The sequence below is a fragment of the Sphingomonas sp. 2R-10 genome (genome assembly GCF_030062225.1).
In the GTDB taxonomy this organism is placed as follows: domain Bacteria; phylum Pseudomonadota; class Alphaproteobacteria; order Sphingomonadales; family Sphingomonadaceae; genus Sphingomonas.
In genome coordinates this window covers 50,055-67,093 of record NZ_JASCXF010000015.1, presented here as the reverse complement: position 1 = coordinate 67,093, position 17,039 = coordinate 50,055, and the positions used below count along the sequence as shown (strand labels likewise).

General features: G+C 68.0%; 18 protein-coding genes. 9 read left to right on the top strand and 9 right to left on the bottom strand.

The window, feature by feature from the left end; translation table 11 throughout:
• Nucleotide 1: 1 nt before the first annotated feature.
• Together QLH51_RS08810 and QLH51_RS08805 are read right to left on the bottom strand one after the other, a co-directional pair.
• Complete coding sequence (locus QLH51_RS08810; RefSeq protein ID WP_125657746.1) at nt 2-625, bottom strand: HAD family hydrolase; 624 nt, start codon at nt 623-625, stop codon at nt 2-4.
• Nucleotides 622-888 (bottom strand): DUF3572 family protein, encoded by a 267-nt coding sequence (locus tag QLH51_RS08805; protein ID WP_206429022.1) that lies wholly within the window; start codon nt 886-888, stop codon nt 622-624. The genes QLH51_RS08810 and QLH51_RS08805 overlap by 4 nt, the downstream gene beginning before the upstream one ends.
• 47 nt (nt 889-935) lie before the next feature.
• On the opposite strand from QLH51_RS08805, the gene QLH51_RS08800 reads away from it, so the two are divergent.
• Nucleotides 936-1,352, top strand: a complete 417-nt coding sequence (locus QLH51_RS08800) for a response regulator (RefSeq protein WP_125657740.1) — start codon at nt 936-938, stop codon at nt 1,350-1,352.
• 161 nt (nt 1,353-1,513) lie between these two features.
• On the opposite strand, the gene QLH51_RS08795 is transcribed toward QLH51_RS08800, so the two are convergent.
• Nucleotides 1,514-2,170 carry a YoaK family protein gene (locus tag QLH51_RS08795; protein WP_125657737.1) on the bottom strand — a complete coding sequence of 219 codons (657 nt, stop codon included), beginning with the start codon at nt 2,168-2,170 and terminating at the stop codon, nt 1,514-1,516.
• Nucleotides 2,171-2,410: 240 nt separating this feature from the next.
• Here QLH51_RS08795 and QLH51_RS08790 point away from each other — a divergent pair, with 240 nt between their 5' ends.
• Nucleotides 2,411-3,040, top strand: coding sequence for a trimeric intracellular cation channel family protein (locus tag QLH51_RS08790; RefSeq protein ID WP_125657734.1), 630 nt, complete (start codon nt 2,411-2,413; stop codon nt 3,038-3,040).
• Nucleotides 3,041-3,442: 402 nt separating this feature from the next.
• Here the strand turns inward: QLH51_RS08790 and QLH51_RS08785 are convergent, their stop codons facing one another.
• The 4 genes from QLH51_RS08785 to QLH51_RS08770 all read right to left on the bottom strand — a co-directional run bounded on the left by QLH51_RS08785 (nt 3,443) and on the right by QLH51_RS08770 (nt 8,067).
• Nucleotides 3,443-4,006 carry a GNAT family N-acetyltransferase gene (locus QLH51_RS08785; protein WP_125657731.1) on the bottom strand — a complete coding sequence of 188 codons (564 nt, stop codon included), beginning with the start codon at nt 4,004-4,006 and terminating at the stop codon, nt 3,443-3,445.
• Complete coding sequence (sppA, locus tag QLH51_RS08780) at nt 4,003-5,889, bottom strand: signal peptide peptidase SppA (protein ID WP_125657728.1); 1,887 nt, start codon at nt 5,887-5,889, stop codon at nt 4,003-4,005. Before sppA ends, QLH51_RS08785 begins: the two co-directional genes overlap by 4 nt.
• Nucleotides 5,890-6,110: 221 nt before the next feature.
• A complete protein-coding gene (gene dnaN / locus QLH51_RS08775; RefSeq protein WP_125657725.1) occupies nt 6,111-7,223 on the bottom strand; it encodes a DNA polymerase III subunit beta in 1,113 nt (370 codons plus the stop codon).
• Nucleotides 7,224-7,395: 172 nt separating this feature from the next.
• On the bottom strand, nt 7,396-8,067 hold the full coding sequence (locus tag QLH51_RS08770) for an outer membrane protein (protein WP_125657722.1): 672 nt from the start codon (nt 8,065-8,067) through the stop codon (nt 7,396-7,398).
• A gap of 134 nt (nt 8,068-8,201) precedes the next feature.
• Between QLH51_RS08770 and QLH51_RS08765 the strand changes: the two genes are divergently transcribed.
• From QLH51_RS08765 to QLH51_RS08745, 5 genes are all read left to right on the top strand, one after another.
• Nucleotides 8,202-8,882: a histidine phosphatase family protein gene (locus tag QLH51_RS08765; protein ID WP_125657719.1), complete on the top strand. Its 681-nt coding sequence runs from the start codon at nt 8,202-8,204 to the stop codon at nt 8,880-8,882.
• Nucleotides 8,879-9,322 carry a hypothetical protein gene (locus QLH51_RS08760; RefSeq protein ID WP_125657716.1) on the top strand — a complete coding sequence of 148 codons (444 nt, stop codon included), beginning with the start codon at nt 8,879-8,881 and terminating at the stop codon, nt 9,320-9,322. Before QLH51_RS08765 ends, QLH51_RS08760 begins: the two co-directional genes overlap by 4 nt.
• 131 nt (nt 9,323-9,453) lie before the next feature.
• On the top strand, nt 9,454-10,182 hold the full coding sequence (locus tag QLH51_RS08755) for an NYN domain-containing protein (protein ID WP_125657713.1): 729 nt from the start codon (nt 9,454-9,456) through the stop codon (nt 10,180-10,182).
• Nucleotides 10,179-11,366, top strand: coding sequence for a 23S rRNA (adenine(2503)-C(2))-methyltransferase RlmN (rlmN, locus tag QLH51_RS08750; RefSeq protein WP_206429021.1), 1,188 nt, complete (start codon nt 10,179-10,181; stop codon nt 11,364-11,366). Before QLH51_RS08755 ends, rlmN begins: the two co-directional genes overlap by 4 nt.
• A 56-nt stretch (nt 11,367-11,422) precedes the next feature.
• On the top strand, nt 11,423-12,181 hold the full coding sequence (locus tag QLH51_RS08745) for a sulfite exporter TauE/SafE family protein (RefSeq protein ID WP_125657707.1): 759 nt from the start codon (nt 11,423-11,425) through the stop codon (nt 12,179-12,181).
• A gap of 3 nt (nt 12,182-12,184) precedes the next feature.
• Here the strand turns inward: QLH51_RS08745 and QLH51_RS08740 are convergent, their stop codons facing one another.
• Nucleotides 12,185-12,790, bottom strand: coding sequence for a flavin reductase family protein (locus QLH51_RS08740; protein WP_125657704.1), 606 nt, complete (start codon nt 12,788-12,790; stop codon nt 12,185-12,187).
• Between the two features lie 78 nt (nt 12,791-12,868).
• Here QLH51_RS08740 and QLH51_RS08735 point away from each other — a divergent pair, with 78 nt between their 5' ends.
• Nucleotides 12,869-13,561 carry a cytochrome b/b6 domain-containing protein gene (locus QLH51_RS08735; protein WP_125657701.1) on the top strand — a complete coding sequence of 231 codons (693 nt, stop codon included), beginning with the start codon at nt 12,869-12,871 and terminating at the stop codon, nt 13,559-13,561.
• Entirely contained in the window at nt 13,558-14,310 is a 753-nt protein-coding gene (locus QLH51_RS08730; RefSeq protein WP_125657698.1) for a molybdopterin-dependent oxidoreductase, read from the top strand. The genes QLH51_RS08735 and QLH51_RS08730 overlap by 4 nt, the downstream gene beginning before the upstream one ends.
• Before the next feature lie 176 nt (nt 14,311-14,486).
• On the opposite strand, the gene pnp is transcribed toward QLH51_RS08730, so the two are convergent.
• Nucleotides 14,487-16,838: a polyribonucleotide nucleotidyltransferase gene (gene pnp / locus QLH51_RS08725; protein ID WP_125657695.1), complete on the bottom strand. Its 2,352-nt coding sequence runs from the start codon at nt 16,836-16,838 to the stop codon at nt 14,487-14,489.
• Nucleotides 16,839-17,039: the final 201 nt, after the last annotated feature.

Below are 17,039 nucleotides of genomic sequence, written 5' to 3'. Positions count from 1 at the left end.
GTCAAGCCCGGGCCGGCTGCCCTTCGGCGAAGCGTGCCTCGATCCATGCCTGCGCCTCCGCCCAGTCGTCGATGCGGGCATGCGCCGCGGGCGCGGGGGCGATGTGGATGGCGAGGTCGGGTTCGGACACCATGTGCAGCCGGTGGACCTGCGGCACGGTGTCGGCGACCGACTGGTGATGGACCGCGAGGTCGTCGACGAACACCGCGACGCCGGGGTCGAACTCGGCGAGCAGCCGCGCGACCGGCGGGCCCTTGCCCCCTTGGTTGCATTCGACGCGGTGGACGATGCCGTGGGCAGCGAGCTGATCGATACGGTGGGTGCGGCAATGGTCCTGCAAATTGGTCAGCACGACGATGTCGGCCTGTTCGGCCAGCGCGGCCAGCGCCTCGCGCGCGTGCGGGACCAGCGTCTGGCGCGCCATCTGACCCGGGAAGAAGCCGTCGAGCATCCCCCACATCTCCTCGCGTTCCAGCACGGTGCCATCGGCGCGCGTCATCGAGTTCGCGAAATCGCCCCCGGCCATGTCGAAAGCGATGGCGTGTTCCTCGCCCAGCCATGTCCCGAAATGGCGGACCATGTGCAGCAGGACTTCGTCGCAATCGGTGATGAGCAGGGGTTTCATGCAGTCTCCAGTTCGGCGCGGGCCGCGACCAGAACGGTCGGCGCGACGTCCAGCGCCTCCGCACAGGCGATAAGGTCGGGTTCGTACGATTCGAGATGGGCGAGCAGCTGCGCGAGGAAGCCGGGATCACCGGCCCGTGCGCGCAGTTCCGCAGGGTCGATGCCGGTCAGCGCGAGGAAGCGGTCGCGGCGGGTGTCGTCGCCGATGACCCACACCAGCGCCTGCAGGCCCAGCGTCGCCGCGTCTTCATTTGTTTCCGGCATGCGCATCGCCTAGACAGCCTTTCGAACTCGATCGGGATGCAAAGCGCGTGGCAAAAAGGGTACTCGTTGTCGAGGACAACGAACTGAACCTGAAGCTGTTCTGCGACCTGCTGCGTGCGCATGGCTATCTGACCGAGCCGGTCCGCGACGGGCGCGAGGCGGTGGGGCGCGCGCGGGCGTTCCTGCCCGACCTCATCATCACCGACATCCAGCTGCCGCACATGACGGGTCTGGAACTGATCCAGATGCTGAAGGCGGATGCGCGGCTGCGGACGATCCCGATCATGGCGGTCACCGCCTATTCGGGCCGCGACGACGAGGACCGGGTGCGCGCCGCCGGGGCCAATGCCTATGTGACGAAGCCGATTTCGGTGGTGCGGTTCGTCGGAGAGGTGCGGGCGTTGCTGCCGGTGGAGGAGGTTCGGGGGGAAGGCGGCGCACTGGATGCCGAGAACCGCGACTGATGCGCGCGTATCGTTCGAGATGACCGTCACTCCCGCGCAGGCGGGAATCCATGGCCGCCGACGTTTCGGCAAGGGGCGCGACGCCAGCGTATATGGACGCCCGCCTGCGCGGGAGTGACGGTCGAGGTTGCGTTGGTCGCCCGCATCGCAGGGCCGACCCGTCAATTCCAGTCGACCCGCGCGACCAACATGGTGAGCGCCGCCGCCAGCGCCGCGGCGACCCATAGCGCCGCAAGCCCGAGCCACGCCCAGCCGATGCCGCCGATCGCCACGCCGGCGACGAAGCCCAGCCATAGCAACAGGTCGCGCTGCGGCGTCGGCGCGCTGCGGTCGCCCATCAGCCGGCGGGCGACACGCTGACCGATGCGGACCAGCGTGCCGGTCATGTAGGTCAGCCCGACGCGCACCTCGCCCTCGGGCGCGACGACGCCGTTCTGCGCGCCCATCGCCGCGGCGAGCAGCAGCATGGCGAGGGTCAGCGGCGCGACGGCGGACAGCGCCGCGCCGAAGGCGAGCAGCAGCGTGACGAAGCCCATCACCGCCTCCGCCCGGCGCTTCGGCCCCAGCCGCTCGACCGCCGCCGCGCCGACGATCGTGCCGAGCATCGCCCCGGCGACGAACGCCAGCACCAGCGCCGCCGCGGTCGCCGCCGCGCCGTTCCAGCCATGGGCAAGGCCGATGCCGAGCCGGGTCGAATTGCCGCTCATGAACGAGGCGAAGAACCCGCCCAGCCCGCTGAACGCCAGCGCGTCGACGATGCCCGCCAGCGCGGCGAGCAGGACGGTGGCGAGGGTGGCGGCACTGGTCAGACGGCGCATGATGTTCCTTTGCCCGATCGGCGGGGGGCGGGGCAATGCCCCCTCGCCGGCCGACCATGGGTACGTAGGGGGCAGACCGGTAAACGACAACGACCGGGACGGCGCCGAAGCTGGCGCACGGGCAGAAGCAGGGAGGGAGCGATGCACAGGCATCATGACCGACGCCGCCGTGCGCCGGCTTCGACCCGCCGCTGCGCGGTCGCCATTGCCGTTTATGCGTCTGCCCCCTAGCGAAGGGCGATGGTTCCCTCTCCGCAGGCGCTGGGGCAGATGCTCGGCGCGCTCGACATGATCGGCATCGCGGTGTTCGCGGCATCGGGCGCGCTGGCGGCGACGCGCGCGGCGCAGACCTTCGTCACCGCCGCGTTCTTCGCGCTCATCACCGGCGTTGGCGGCGGGACGGTGCGCGACCTGCTGATCGGCGCGTCGGTGTTCTGGGTCCACGGATCGCCGGTCGCGGCGATCTGTGTCGCGGTGGCGGGATTGGTCTGGGTGACGCCCGAACACTGGTGGCGCGACAAGGCGCTCGACTGGCTCGATGCCGCCGGGCTGGCGGCCTATGCGGTGTTCGGCGCGGCCAAGGCGCTCAGTTTCGGCGTGCCGCCGTTGCAGGCGGGGATGATGGGGGTGCTGACCGCGTGCGTCGGCGGCATCCTCCGCGACGTGCTGGCGGGCGTGCCGTCGATCCTGATGCGGCCGGAGCTGTACGTGACGGCAGCGGCGCTGGCGGCGGGGCTGCATGTCGTGCTGGTGGCGTGCGGCCTGCCGCCGTTCGTCGCCGCGCTGCCGGCGGCGCTGGCGGGGTTCACGCTGCGCGGGACGGCGATCCGGTACCGGCTGGCGCTGCCGGCGTATCGGGGGAAGCGGTAGGGGGTTTTGCCGCCGGGGTTTCCCGCGGAGACACGGAAGGGGTCCGTCGTGGGCCGCGGAGGCGAGTGGGAGCGGCCATGTTTTACGTTGCCACTCACGTTATTCCAGCGAAGGCTGGAATCTCGCCGTAAGGAAGGACGCGCCTCGCCGCGGAAGACCCCAGCCTGCGCTGGGGTGACGGTTGTTCGGATGTATGCGCTGCTCCCCGCCCCTGCCGCTTTGCTTCGTCCCCCCCGTTTGCTTCGAGCGGAGGTTCGAGCCTGTCGAGAACCGTAGTCGAGAAGGGGTTGCCTCAAACGGCCAGTTCTCGACGGACGCTTCTCGACAGGCTCGAAGCTGCTCGAACCGAACGGATGGGTAGGAACCGGGCGGATCTGGCGAAAGTGTTGGATGGCCGAGGAGTCAGCCCCGCACCACGCCCGTCTCGCTGAACGGTTTCGGCTCGCGCGGTGGTACGGCGCTGTCGTTCAGCTGGCATTGCCAGAAACCGACATCGATCCAGCGGCCCTGCTTGAACCCGATCTCGCGATAGACGCCCGCGCGGCGGAAGCCGACCGCTTCGTGCAGCGTGATCGACGCGTCGTTGGGGAGCGACAGGACGCCGATCGCCTGGGTGAAGCCCTGCGCCCGCAGCGTGTCGACCAGCGCTTCGTACAGCAGCCGCCCGGTCCCCTTCTGCTGCGCGCCGCCCGCCATATAGATCGAGGTTTCGACGACGTAGCGATAGGCCGGGCGGTCACGGAACCTGGTAGCATAGGCATAGCCCAGCACCGCGTCGCCGTCCGCCGCGCCGGTCGTCGCGACCATCCACGGGTAGAAGCCTTCGCTGTGCGCGATCCGGCTGCGGATCGTGCGGGCGTCGGGCGCTTCGGTTTCGAACGAGACCGTCCCGCCCGACACATAGGGGGCGTAGATCGCGGCGATCGCGGCGGCGTCTTCCGGCCGCGCGGGACGGATCGCGATCACAGCCCCAGCCGCGCCACCAGCAGGTCGAACAGCGACGCATCCTGCGCCGACGCCGCGACCGGCCCCAGTCCGCCGCATTCGAGGCAGCGCGCCTGCACCCCGGCCGGGGTGGTCAGCATCCGCCGCGCATCGCCCAGCGCCTGCGCCAGTACCGTGCGCTGCTGCCCGGCGACGTGGCCGAGCAGGTCGGTCGCCGCCTGATCGGGCGCGTCGCTGCGCTCCTTTTCCGAGAAGCTCTTCAATGCCCTTTCGAGCGCCGAGGGTTCCTTTTCGAGATAGACCGCGCGGACCTTAGCCGGATCGAGCTTCGCACGGCGGGCCGCCTCACCGATCGCGTCGGTCAGGTTGCCGAACCGGTCGACCAGTTTCAGCTGACGCGCGGTGCCGCCGTCCCAGACGCGGCCCTGCCCGATTTCGTCGACCCGCGCCGGCGTCAGGCCGCGCGACTGCGCGACGAGGCCGGTGAAGCGGCGATAGATATCCTCGACCCCGCTCTGCATGATCGTGTCGAACGCCGCATTCGTGCCGCGCAGCACGTCGGGCTGGCCGCTGAGCGGCGTGGTGGCGACGCCGTCGGCGGTGACGCCGATCTTGGACAAGGTGTTCTCGAACGTCGGGATGACGCCGAACACGCCGATCGACCCGGTGATGGTGTTCGGTTCGGCGAACACGACGTCACCGGGCGTCGACACCCAATAGCCACCCGATGCGGCGAGGCCGCCCATCGACACGACCACCGGGATCTTCGCGACCTCCTTGGCCTGCAGGATCGCCTGGCGGATGCGTTCGGAGGCGAGCACCGACCCGCCCGGCGAATCGACCCGGACGACCAGTGCCTTGAGGTTCTTGGTCGCAAGGCCGTCGAGCAGCAGCTTGGCGATGGTGTCGCCGCCCGCGGTCCCCGGCTTCGCCTCGCCATCGACGATCGTGCCGGCGACGGTGATGACGCCGATCGCGTCGCCCGCGGTCGACACCGGGTTCGCCGCCAGCCAGTTGGCATATTTGATCGTGCGGAAGCTGCCGGCCGCCTTGCCGGTTTCCGCGCCCGCCAGTTCGGCGACCCGCTTGCCGAAGGCGATGCGGTCGCCCAGCTTGTCGACGATGCCGCCGCGCAGATTGGCCTGCGCCACGTCGCCGCCCGCCGCCGCGATCGTCTCCGCCGGGCGGTTGAGGAACGCGTCGAGCTGCGCCTTGGGCCGCGCCTTTGCCACGGCCGCGCGCCACTGGTCGAAGATCGCGCCGTACAGCGCCTGGTTGGCGGCGCGTGCCGGTTCGGACTGGTCGGCGCGGGTGAAGGGTTCGACCGCCGACTTGAACTGGCCGACGCGGTAGACGTGCGCATTGACACCGAGCTTGTCGATCAGCCCCTTGTAATAGAGCTGCGCCCCGCCGGGGCCGCGAAACATCGTGCCGCCGAACGGGTTCTGCCAGATCTCGCTGGCGTTCGACGCGATGCGATAGCCGCCATCGGTGTAGAGCGTGGCATAGGCCAGCACCGGCTTGCCGCTGGCGCGCACGCGGGCGACGGCGTCGCCGACCTCGGCCAGCGCGGCGGGATAGCCGCCGGCGAACTTGTCGAGGTCGAGCACCACCGTCTTGACCCGCGTATCGCCCTTCGCGGCGTCGAGCGCGCGGACGACGTCGCGCAGCCGCAGCTCCTGCGCGACCGACTGTCCGCTGAGCAGGGCGACCGGATCGGCCTCGGCAGGCTGTTCGACGATCGATCCCGACAGGTCGAGCACCAGCGCACCGTCGGTCACGCGGGTATTGGGCCGCGCCGACAGGGCGGCGAACAGCCCGCCAAAGAACAGCAGCATCAGGATGAGCACGAGCGCATCCTTGATCCCGACCAGCAGCTTCCACGCACCCCGGACCAGTTTCACGGCAATTCCTTCGAACTTATCGTCTAGCGATAAATAACCGGATGGCCGGGGGAGTAAAGTGGCGTCTGCACCGTCACGTCCGTGCCGGGACGGCCGTTGTCCCCAAAGGCGTCATCCCAGCGAAGGCTGGGATTTCCCGGTGACAGGGCGCTCTGCCTGCCGCTTGAGATCCCAGCCTTCGCTGGGATGACGAATGTGGCAGCGAAAACCGTCCGTAAGGGTCACACCCGCATCGGCATCAGCACGTAGAGCGCGGGCGAGGCGTCGTTCTCGCGAATCAGCGTCGGGGCGGCGGCATCCGACAGATGGACTTCGCACAGGTCGCTGTCGATCTGGCCCAGAATGTCGAGCAGATAGCGGCTGTTGAAGCCGATCTCGAACGGCAGCGCGGTATAGTCGCCGGGCACTTCTTCCGCCGCCGCGCCGTTTTCGGGGCTGGTCACCGACAGGGTGATCTTGTCGCGGTCGAGCGCCATCTTCACCGCGCGGGTCTTTTCGGTGGCGATGGTCGACACGCGGTCGACGCCCGCCATGAAGCTCTTCGGATCGAGTTTCAGCAGCTTGTCGTTGGCGGTCGGGATGACGCGCGAATAATCGGGGAAGGTGCCGTCGATCAGCTTGCTGGTCAGGATCGCCTGTCCCAGGTCGAAGCGGATCTTGCTGCCCGACAGCGACACGCCGACCGAACCGTCGACCTCGTCCAGCAGCTTGCGCAGTTCGGCGACGCATTTGCGCGGCACGATGACGTCGGGCATCTTTTCGGCGCCCTCCGGCCGGTCGACGGTCATGCGGGCGAGGCGATGGCCGTCGGTCGCCGCCGCCTTCAGCACCGCGCGGCCATTGTCGTCGGCGACGTGCAGGAAGATGCCGTTGAGATAATAGCGCGTTTCCTCGGTCGAGATCGCGAAGCGGGTCTTGTCGATGATCGCCTTCAGCGTGGTGGCGGGCAGTTCGAACTGGGTCGGCAGCTCGCCTTCCGCGATCACCGGGAAATCGTCGCGCGGCAGCGTGGCGAGGCTGAAGCGCGCGCGCCCGGCGACGACGGTCAGCCGGCCCTCGGCGGCGGACAGCTGCACTTGCGACCCGTCGGGCAGCTTGCGCGCGATGTCGAACAGCGTGTGCGCCGACACGGTGATCGCACCCGGCTGGTCGATCGCCGCCGACACCGTCTCGTCGATCTGCAGGTCGAGGTCGGTTGCCATCAGGCGGATGCTCGATTCGCCCGCCTCGATCAGGACGTTCGACAGGATGGGGATGGTGTTGCGCCGCTCGACCACCGATTGGACGTGGCTGAGGCCCTTCAACAGGGTCGCGCGTTCGATCGTCGCCTTCATGATGTTCCCCCGCGCGGATGCGCATCGCACTGAGGTCCGGCGGACTCGGCCGGGACCTCCTAGAATCCAACGCAGCATGTCTAGCGCAAAGAAAGGCCGGAGCAAGCCGCTCCGGCCTTCCTCGGGTCCAAGTGGTTAGCACATGGTTAACGCACCGGCCGGACCTGGCTCGTCAGAAGCGGATGCCGACGCCCGCCACGACCTGATGCCGGTCGGTGTCGATGTCGAACCGCGACGTCACGTCGCCGTCGCGGAACTGGAAATCGGCGTTCGAGTAGTTCGAATAGCGATATTCAACCTTCGCATAGGCGCGCGAGCCGATCGCCTGTTCGACGCCCGCGCCGATGCGATAGCCGTTGAGTTCGAAATTCTCGCGCGAATCGGTCGTGCCGTCGCTGGCCAGTGCGTTCAGCCGGGCGTTGGTATAGCCGCCCTTGGCATAGACCAGCGTCGACGGACCGGCGAGCAGACCGGCGCGCGCGCCGACATACAGGTCGCGTCCGGTCGACACGCTGCCGAAGCCGAAGAAGTTCGGGTCGGTGCGCGCGGTTTCCACCTTGCCGGTCGAGCCGGTATATTCGCCCTCGACGCCGATCAGGAAGTTGCTGAGCGCAAAGTCGTAGCCGGCATCGACGCCATAGAGCAGGCCGTTGACCGTCTGGTCGTCGCCGTCCAGATCGGTGTCCTGCGTGCTGCCCGGACGGATGCCGTCATAGCCGGCGAGCGCGCCGACGCGGAAACCGGTGAAGGCGGGGTTCACGTCCTGCGCGAAGGCAGGGGTCGCCAGCATCGTGCCGGCAGCGGCAAGGCCAAGAGCGAGGGGGCCAGGGATGAGGGTACGCATACTCGAAACTCCATTGTCACCGCCCATGTTCTGGGCGCGGGAGTTCAATGAACGCTTTGGCCGGGCGTTGCATGAACCTCACCTAAACAGCGAAATCCGTTGCATTTGCGCAACACGGACTTGAAAGCAGGACCATGGAAACCCAATCCCCCGCCCCCCGCATTCCCGTTCCCCGGCGGGGTCGCGACTTCATCGCCCGGCATGGCGAGACGGTCTACAACATCGCGCAGCGGATGCAGGGCGACCACCCGCATACCCCGCTGACCCGCACCGGCTTCGCGCAGGCCGACGCGATGGGCGCGGCATTGCGCGACCTGCTGGGCGCCAGGCCGAAGATCACGCTGTGGGCGTCGAGCGCGGGGCGGGCGTTGCAGACGCTGGCGATCATCGCCGAGCATCTGGAGCTGGACTGGCACGCGGCGCGGCGCGACGACCGGCTGGTGGAGATCGGCATGGGCGACTGGTCGGGACGCTATTACCGCGAGCTGACCGGGGCGGATGCCGACTTCCTCGACGTCGAGGCGCGGCTGTACCGCCGCCCCGCGCCGGGCGGCGAATGGTATGACGCGATCGCCGCGCGGGTGGGCAGCTGGGCGGCGGACACCGCCGACGATCCGGGCGACCGGCTGGTCATCATGCACGGCATGTCCAGCCGGGTGCTGCGTGGGCTTCTGACCGGCAATGCCATCGACCCGCGCTTCGACGCGCCGGTCGCGCCCGACCTGCCGCAGGGGTCGGTGGCGCTGATCGAGGGCGGGCGCGAGACGATCGCCCATCTCGGCAGCGGGCGCGCGTCGCTGGCGGCGCCCGCTTGATCGCGCTGCTGCTGGCGCTGGCGGGGCCGCAGGCGATCGGCATCCACCAGCGCTGGGGCGCGTTCCGGGCCGACGGGCCGACGCGCTGCTACGCGATCAGCCGCCCGGTGCGGGGAAAGGTCGGCGCGCCGTTCGCCAGCGTCGCGACGTGGCCGGGGGCGAGGGCGCGCGGGCAGTTGCACGTGCGCCTGAGCCGCGCCCGCAGCGACCGGGCGCGTGTCGTGCTGGCGATCGGCGAGCGGCGGTTCGACCTGACCGCCGGGCGGATCGACGCATGGAGCCCCGACGCCGCCACCGACCGCGCGATCGTCGCCGCGATGCGGGGCGGCCGGTCGATGAGCATCGAGAGCGTGGCCGCGAACGGCGCGCCGTTCGTCGACGTCTATGCGCTGTCGGGCGCGGCGACCGCGATCGACGCGGCGGCGCTGGCGTGTCTGTAGGGTTGTTTTTTGGCACAGAATAAACTATGTGTTTAGTCATCAGGCCCCCGGTAGCCGTCTTGAGGCGCTCCTAACCGAGCAGACATCAGCTCAAGGCCGCCCCCGGGGGCAACCCATTTCTGGTGCGATCGATGTCGACTGCCGTCGTGATCGACGGTGCGTTTTTCCTGCGCCGTTTCAGCAATGCCTTTCCCAATCTTGATTCGGCCAATGCCGAAGATATCGCGTTGGGCGTCATATCGATGGCGGCGTTCCACGTGTCCACACGGTTGCACGCCACGCCGACCTGGCAGGGCAATATCGATGGCGAACGCTATCGACCCGAAGAAACGCGCGAACTGTATCGCATCTTCTTTTACGACTGTCCGCCATGGACGAAGCGTCTGCATACTCCGGTCAGCAAACGCTCGATCGATTTCAGCCGCACACCGGAAGCACGGTTGCGCATGGCTATTCATGACCGATTGCATCGGACCCGCAAGGTCGCGGTTCGGCTGGGACGGCTGAACGACAAGCTGTCGCCCTGGCGACTGAAGCCTAACGCAGTCGATCGCTGGCGGCGCGACGGTTTCGCACCGACCGACGACGATTTCGAACTGGATGTCATCCAGAAGGGCGTCGACATGCGACTTGGCCTGGACGTCGCATCGATGGCCTATAAGCGTCAGGTCGATCAGATCGTGATGGTCACTGCCGACGCGGATTTCGTCCCGCCGGCCAAACTGGCCCGACGCGAAGGAATTGACGTAGTTCTCGACCCAATGTCGGCGCACGTCGCGCCGGACCTTCTTCAACATGTCGACGGCGTTCGGAATTGCCGGATGCAGATCGGCTCGCCACTAGCGGAAGACCGTCAATGATGCCGCCCATGCCGATTCCCGGCCATGTCGATCCCGTGCCCGTGCCGCGCGGCCTTGCCCCGCGTCCCGATGGGCGGACCGACCTGGTCGGACTGTCGAGGGGCGAGATCCGCGCCGCGCTGGAGGCGGCCGGGTTCGACGCGCGGCAGGCGAAGCTGCGCGCGAAGCAGCTGTGGCACTGGATCTACAATCGCGGCGCGACCGCGTTTTCGGCGATGACCGACATCGCCAAGGCGCAGCATCCGGTGCTGGAGCAGCATTTCGTCGTCGGGCGGCCGGACGTGAAGGAGGCGCACGTGTCGACCGACGGCACGCGCAAATGGCTGCTGACCTCGCCCGACGGGCAGGATTACGAGATGGTGTTCATCCCCGATGCCGACCGGGGGACGCTGTGCGTGTCGAGCCAGGTCGGCTGCACGCTGAACTGCACCTTCTGCCACACCGGCACGATGCGGCTGGTGCGCAACCTGACGCCGGGCGAGATCGTGGGACAGGTGATGCTGGCGCGCGATTCGCTGGGCGAATGGCCGAGCCAGCCCGAGGGGCGGATGCTCACCAACATCGTGATGATGGGCATGGGCGAGCCGCTGTACAATTTCGATGCGGTGCGCGACGCGCTGTCCGTCGTGATGGACGGCGACGGGCTGGCGCTCAGCAAGCGGCGGATCACGCTCAGTACGTCGGGCGTGGTGCCGATGATGGCGCGCGCGGGCGCGGAGATCGGCGTGAACCTCGCGGTGTCGCTGCACGCGGTGACCAAGGAAGTGCGCGACGAGATCGTGCCGCTGAACCGCAAATACGGGATCGAGGAACTGTTGCAGGCATGCGCCGACTATCCGGGCGCCAACAATGCCCGGCGCATCACGTTCGAATATGTGATGCTGAAGGACAAGAACGACAGCGACGACGATGCGCGCGAGCTGGTGCGGCTGCTGCGCAAGTACCAGCTGCCCGCCAAGGTCAACCTGATCCCGTTCAACCCGTGGCCGGGCACCGTGTACGAATGTTCGACGCCCGAACGGATCCGGGCGTTCAGCGACATCGTGTTCGAAGGCGGCATTTCCGCCCCCGTCCGCCGCACGCGCGGGCAGGACATCGGCGCGGCGTGCGGCCAGCTGAAGACCGCGGCGGAGAAGAAGAGCCGGGCGGAACGCGATCGCGAGGCGGCGGTGCCGGTCGACTGACCGGGGGGCGGATACGCCCTCTCGACAGCCACGGCGCGATGGTATCTAGCGCGACGATGCTCGATCCCGCCTCCCTCGCGCTGACCGCCGCTGCCGGCGTCGCCGGCGGCATGATGAACGCGCTGGCCGGGGGCGGGACGTTCGCGACCATGCCGGCGCTGATCGCGCTGGGACTGCCGGCGTCGGTCGCCAATGCGACCTCGAACGTCGCGTTGCAGCCCGGCGCCATCGCCAGCGCATGGGCATTCCGCCGCGGGCTGGGGCCGCTCGGCGGACTGCCGATCCGGTTGCTGGCGTCGATCACCTTCGTCTCGGGCCTCGTCGGCAGCCTGTTGCTGATCTGGACGCCCAGCACGCTGTTCGACGTCATCATACCGTGGCTGCTGCTGGTCGCGTTCCTTGCGATCGCGTTCGGCACGCGGGCGGCAGCGTGGCTGCACGACCGGGTGACGATCGGCCCGGCGACGCTGGTCGTCGCGCAGGTGCTGCTGGGCATCTATGGCGGCTATTTCGGCGGCGGGGTGGGGATGATGGTCACCGCGACCTATGGCCTGCTCGCCGGACAGAGCGTGAAGTCGATGGCCGCGCCACGCACGCTGATGCTCGCCACCGCCAACAGCGCGGCGGCGATCGTGTTCATCGCCGGCGGGATGGTGGCATGGGCGGCGTGCATACCGATGATCCTCGGCGGGATCTTCGGCGGCTGGCTGGGCGCGAAGCTGGGCGTGCGGCTGACGCCCGGACAGGTGCGGGCATGGACGCTGCTGGTGACGTTCGGCGTGACGGTGGTGTTCTTCGTGCGCGCCTATCGCTGACGCTCAACCGGGGCGGCGCATGTCGAAGCGTTCGCCGGGTTCGAAATAGTCCCCGGCCCCGCCACCGCGCAGGATCGGGTGGGCGGCGGCGGTGCGATAGACCCCACCCTCGATCAGTGCCGGGTCGATATGGACCTGCACCACTTCGCCCAGCACCAGCCACGTATCGACGTCCCCGCCGCGCTGGTCGGTCAGGCGGACGATCTGCGTCAGGCGGCATTCGAACTGGACCGGCGATCCGGCGATGCGCGGCGGCGCGACCAGCGTGGAGGGCAGCGTGTCGAGGCCGGCAAGGGCGAATTCGTCGGCGTCGGTCGTCGCCGACGTCGCGTTCATCGCCTCCGCCTGCGCCCGCGTGGCGAGGTTCCAGACGAAGGCGCCGGTCGCCCGGACATTGGCGAGCGTGTCCTTGGCGCCGGTCGACGCGAAGCCGATGATCGGCGGGCGATAGTTGAACGCGTTGAAGAAACTGTACGGCGCGAGATTGCGTTTCCCCTCCGCCGAGACGCTCGCGATCCAGCCGATCGGGCGCGGGGCGATGATGGCGTTGAACGGATCGTGCGCGAGGCGGTGGCCGTCGGCCGGGGCGTAGGAATGGAAATCGGTCATGGCTGTCCCCAACGCACGATCCGGACACGGGGTGCAACGCCCCTTCGCAAGGCCGCCATCGGATCGTAGGGTGCGGCCATGACGACACGATCGATCCACCGCCATGCGCTGGCCACCCGGCTGTGGCACTGGGTCAATGCGGTGGCGGTCGTCATCCTGATCGGCAGCGGGCTGATGATCCTCAATGCGCATCCCCGGCTGTACTGGGGACGCTATGGCGCGAATTTCGACCATGCTTGGGCAACGTTCGACCGGTTTCCGGGGTGGGTGACGATCCCGCAGACCTACAACCTCGCCCTCGCCCGCAACTGGCACCTGTCGTTCGCGCTGGTGCTGGGGTTCGGATTGCTCGCCTATATGATCGCGAGCCTGCTGAACCGGCATTTCCAGCGCGATCTGCGCATCCGCCGGGGCGAGCTGTCGCGGCGGCATCTGGCGGCGGACATCCGGGCGCATCTGGCGTTCCGGTTCCACGATCCGGAGGCACCGGGCGATTACAACGTGCTGCAGAAACTGAGCTATGTGCTGGTGATCTTCGGGCTGCTGCCACTGGTCATCGCGACCGGCATCGCCATGTCGCCGGGGCTGAACGCGGCGTTTCCGTGGCTGCTGGACGTGTTGGGCGGGCGGCAGTCGGCGCGGTCGATCCATTTCCTTGCCGCCAGCGGCATCACGTTGTTCGTGATCGTCCATCTGGTGCTGGTGATCCTTGCCGGCGCGCTGAACGAGGTGCGCTCGATGGTCACCGGGCGCTGGCGGGTGCCGGAATGAGCCGATTGCTGTCGCGGCGTTCGGCGCTGGTGGTCGGGGCCGGCGGGCTGGTCGCGGCGTGCGACCGGGTGGCGCAGCTGCCGGCGGCACAGACGCTGCTGGGCGGGGCGGAGGATGCGCACCGGACGCTGCAACGCACGATCACCGCGCGCGACGCGCTGGCGGTCGAATACCGGCCCGAGCAGCGCTCGCCGGTGTTTCGCGCCAACGGCACCAACAATCCGAACACGCCCGATTACAACGCGCATGTCGCGGACCGCTTCGCCGACTGGCGGGTGGCGATCGACGGCCTGGTCGCGCGGCCGCTGTCGCTGCGGCTCGACCAGATCCGGTCGATGCCGTCGCGCCAGCAGATCACGCGGCACGATTGCGTCGAAGGGTGGAGCGCGATCGGCAAGTGGACCGGGCCGCGGCTGTCGCGGCTGCTCGAACTGGCGGGGTTGCGTGCCGACGCGCGCTATCTGGTTTTCCACTGCGCCGACGCGATCGGCGGGCGGCGCTATTACGAATCGATCGATCTGGTCGATGCGTTCCACCCGCAGACGATATTGGCGTGGGCGCTCAACGACCGGCTGCTGGGGGTGCCGAACGGCGCGCCGCTGCGGCTGCGCGTCGAGCGTCAGCTGGGGTACAAGCACGCCAAATATGTCGAGCGGATCGAGGCGGTGGCGGCGCTGGACGGGATCGCCGGAGGCAAGGGCGGCTTCTGGGAGGATGTCGCCGGCTATGACTGGTATGCCGGGATTTAGGTAGGATTTGGTTCACGCGGAGGCGCGGAGGCGCGGAGGGGTGACGTTCGGGGCGGGAGCACCGCTTGTGGCTCTGGATCCCCGCCTGCGCGGGGATACGGTCCCGCGGAGTCACTCGCACGAAAAAGGGGCCCGCGTCGCCGCGAGCCCCCCTCCCTTGCGCCGAAGCGCGCCGATCAGTTGTCGGTGATGAACGACGGCAGGCCGGCGTTGCCGCCGTCATCCTTCGATTCCTCACGACGCGGACGGTCGCCACGGTCGCGGCGCGGGCCGCGGTCGCCGGCGTCGCGGCGGGGACCACGGTCGCCGCCTTCGCCGCGCGGACCACGATCGCCACCGTCACGGCCGCTACCGTCACGACGGGGACCGCGCGGGCCACGGTCACCGCCTTCGCGCGGTTCGCGTGCCGGACGGCTGTCTTCCAGCTCGGCACCGGTTTCCTGATCGACGACGCGCATCGACAGGCGCACCTTGCCGCGCGGATCGACTTCGAGAACCTTGACCTTCACTTCCTGCCCTTCGGACAGGACGTCGGCGACCTTTTCGACCCGCTCGTTGCGGATTTCCGATACGTGGACGAGGCCGTCCTTGCCGCCCATGAAGTTCACGAACGCGCCGAAATCGACGAGGTTGACGACCTTGCCGTTGTAGATCTTGCCGACCTCGGCCTCTTCGACCAGCCCCTTGATCCAGTTGATCGCGGCTTCGATCTGCGCCGGATCGGACGACGACACCTTGATGACGCCCTCGTCGTCGATGTCGACCTTCGCGCCGGTGGTGGCGACGATCTCGCGGATGACCTTGCCGCCGGTACCGATGACTTCGCGGATCTTCGACTTGTCGATCGTGAAGGTTTCGATGCGCGGGGCGTGCGCCGACAGCTCGCCACGGGTTTCGCCCAGCGCCTTGGCCATCTCACCCAGGATGTGCGCGCGGCCTTCATTGGCCTGTGCCAGCGCGACCTTCATGATCTCCTCGGTGATACCGGCGATCTTGATGTCCATCTGGAGCGAGGTGATGCCCGCGCTGGTCCCGGCGACCTTGAAGTCCATGTCGCCGAGGTGATCCTCGTCGCCCAGAATGTCGCTGATGACCGCGAAATCCTTGCCTTCGAGGATCAGGCCCATGGCGATACCCGACACCGGGCGCTTCAGGGGCACGCCCGCGTCCATCATCGACAGCGAACCGCCGCACACCGTCGCCATCGACGACGAGCCGTTCGACTCGGTGATGTCCGACAGGACGCGGATCGTGTACGGGAACTCGTCCTTGGTCGGCAGCACCGGGTTCAGCGCGCGCCATGCGAGCTTGCCGTGACCGACTTCGCGACGACCCGGCGCGCCGAAACGGCCGACTTCACCGACCGAATAGGGCGGGAAGTTGTAGTGCAGCATGAAGCGTTCGTAGTGCAGGCCGTTCAGCCCGTCGATCATCTGCTCCGCATCCTTGGTGCCGAGCGTCGTGGTGCAGATCGCCTGCGTCTCGCCGCGGGTGAACAGCGCCGAACCGTGCGCACGCGGCAGGAAGTGGACCATCGCCTCGATCGGGCGGACCGTCCTGGTATCGCGGCCGTCGATGCGGCGGCAGTCCTTCAGGATGGCGGTGCGGACGATCTCGGCTTCCAGCTTCTTCACGAGCTTGAGCGTGCCGAGATACTGCGCCGGATCGCTTTCCTTGAGGTCGGCGAAGGCTTCGCGCGCCTTGGTACGGGCATCGTTGATCGCGTTCTGGCGTGCCTGCTTGTCGGTCAGCTTGTAGGCTGCCGTCAGGTCCTTGCCGATCAGCGTCTTGAGCTTCTTCTTCGCGGCCGACTGGTCGGCGACGGGCTGCAGCTCCCACGGGTCCTTGGCCGCCTGTTCGGCCAGGTCGATGATGCAGTTCACGATCTTCCTCGACGCATCGTGCGCGAAGACGACGGCGCCCAGCATGACCTCTTCCGACAGTTCCTTCGCTTCGGATTCGACCATCATCACCGCATCGCCGGTGGCGGCGACGACGAGGTCGAGCTCGCCTTCCTTCACCTGATCCAACGTCGGGTTCAGGACATATTCGCCGTCGATATAGCCGACGCGCGCGGCGCCGATCGGGCCCATGAACGGCACGCCCGAAATGGTCAGCGCGGCCGACGCGGCGATCATCGCGACGATGTCGGGCTCGTTTTCGCCGTCATAGCTCAGCACCTGGGCGATGACGTTGATTTCGTTGTAGAAGCCTTCGGGGAACAGCGGGCGGATCGGGCGATCGATCAGGCGGCTGGTCAGCGTTTCCTTTTCGGTGGCACCGCGTTCGCGCTTGAAGAAACCGCCGGGGATGCGGCCCGCCGCCGAATATTTTTCCTGATAGTGGACGGTCAGCGGAAAGAAGTCCTGCCCTTCCTTGACCGAGCGTGCGGCAGTGACCGCGCACAGCACCACGGTTTCACCCAACGTCGCGATGACCGCGCCGTCGGCTTGCCGTGCGACACGGCCCGTTTCGAGGGTCAGCGTCTTGCCGCCCAGGTCCATGGTGCTTTTCTTGATATCGAACATGTCGTTTCCTTCGCGTCCGGCGGCCCTATGCGCGCCGGGGCAGCTTGGGTGGAGGTCCACCCCTTGAATCAGGCCGTTTCGGCCCGGTGTCCCGCATCGCCGGATTGCGGCGGGACGGCTTGGCCGGATGTCCGGTCGCAAAGCCTATACCCCGTTTTGCGGGGAATATCGTGGGCGGAAATGTGCCGCCTAATATGGAAA

Excerpts from the sequence above, each read along its gene's own strand:
- QLH51_RS08810 (WP_125657746.1), bottom strand. The coding sequence starts at position 625 with ATGAAACCCCTGCTCATCACCGATTGCGACGAAGTCCTGCTGCACATG.
- QLH51_RS08805 (WP_206429022.1), bottom strand. The coding sequence starts at position 888 with ATGCCGGAAACAAATGAAGACGCGGCGACGCTGGGCCTGCAGGCGCTG.
- QLH51_RS08795 (WP_125657737.1), bottom strand. The coding sequence starts at position 2,170 with ATGCGCCGTCTGACCAGTGCCGCCACCCTCGCCACCGTCCTGCTCGCC.
- QLH51_RS08790 (WP_125657734.1), top strand. The coding sequence starts at position 2,411 with ATGGTTCCCTCTCCGCAGGCGCTGGGGCAGATGCTCGGCGCGCTCGAC.
- dnaN (WP_125657725.1), bottom strand. The coding sequence starts at position 7,223 with ATGAAGGCGACGATCGAACGCGCGACCCTGTTGAAGGGCCTCAGCCAC.
- QLH51_RS08770 (WP_125657722.1), bottom strand. The coding sequence starts at position 8,067 with ATGCGTACCCTCATCCCTGGCCCCCTCGCTCTTGGCCTTGCCGCTGCC.
- QLH51_RS08765 (WP_125657719.1), top strand. The coding sequence starts at position 8,202 with ATGGAAACCCAATCCCCCGCCCCCCGCATTCCCGTTCCCCGGCGGGGT.
- QLH51_RS08755 (WP_125657713.1), top strand. The coding sequence starts at position 9,454 with ATGTCGACTGCCGTCGTGATCGACGGTGCGTTTTTCCTGCGCCGTTTC.
- rlmN (WP_206429021.1), top strand. The coding sequence starts at position 10,179 with ATGATGCCGCCCATGCCGATTCCCGGCCATGTCGATCCCGTGCCCGTG.
- QLH51_RS08745 (WP_125657707.1), top strand. The coding sequence starts at position 11,423 with ATGCTCGATCCCGCCTCCCTCGCGCTGACCGCCGCTGCCGGCGTCGCC.
- QLH51_RS08740 (WP_125657704.1), bottom strand. The coding sequence starts at position 12,790 with ATGACCGATTTCCATTCCTACGCCCCGGCCGACGGCCACCGCCTCGCG.
- QLH51_RS08735 (WP_125657701.1), top strand. The coding sequence starts at position 12,869 with ATGACGACACGATCGATCCACCGCCATGCGCTGGCCACCCGGCTGTGG.
- QLH51_RS08730 (WP_125657698.1), top strand. The coding sequence starts at position 13,558 with ATGAGCCGATTGCTGTCGCGGCGTTCGGCGCTGGTGGTCGGGGCCGGC.
- pnp (WP_125657695.1), bottom strand. The coding sequence starts at position 16,838 with ATGTTCGATATCAAGAAAAGCACCATGGACCTGGGCGGCAAGACGCTG.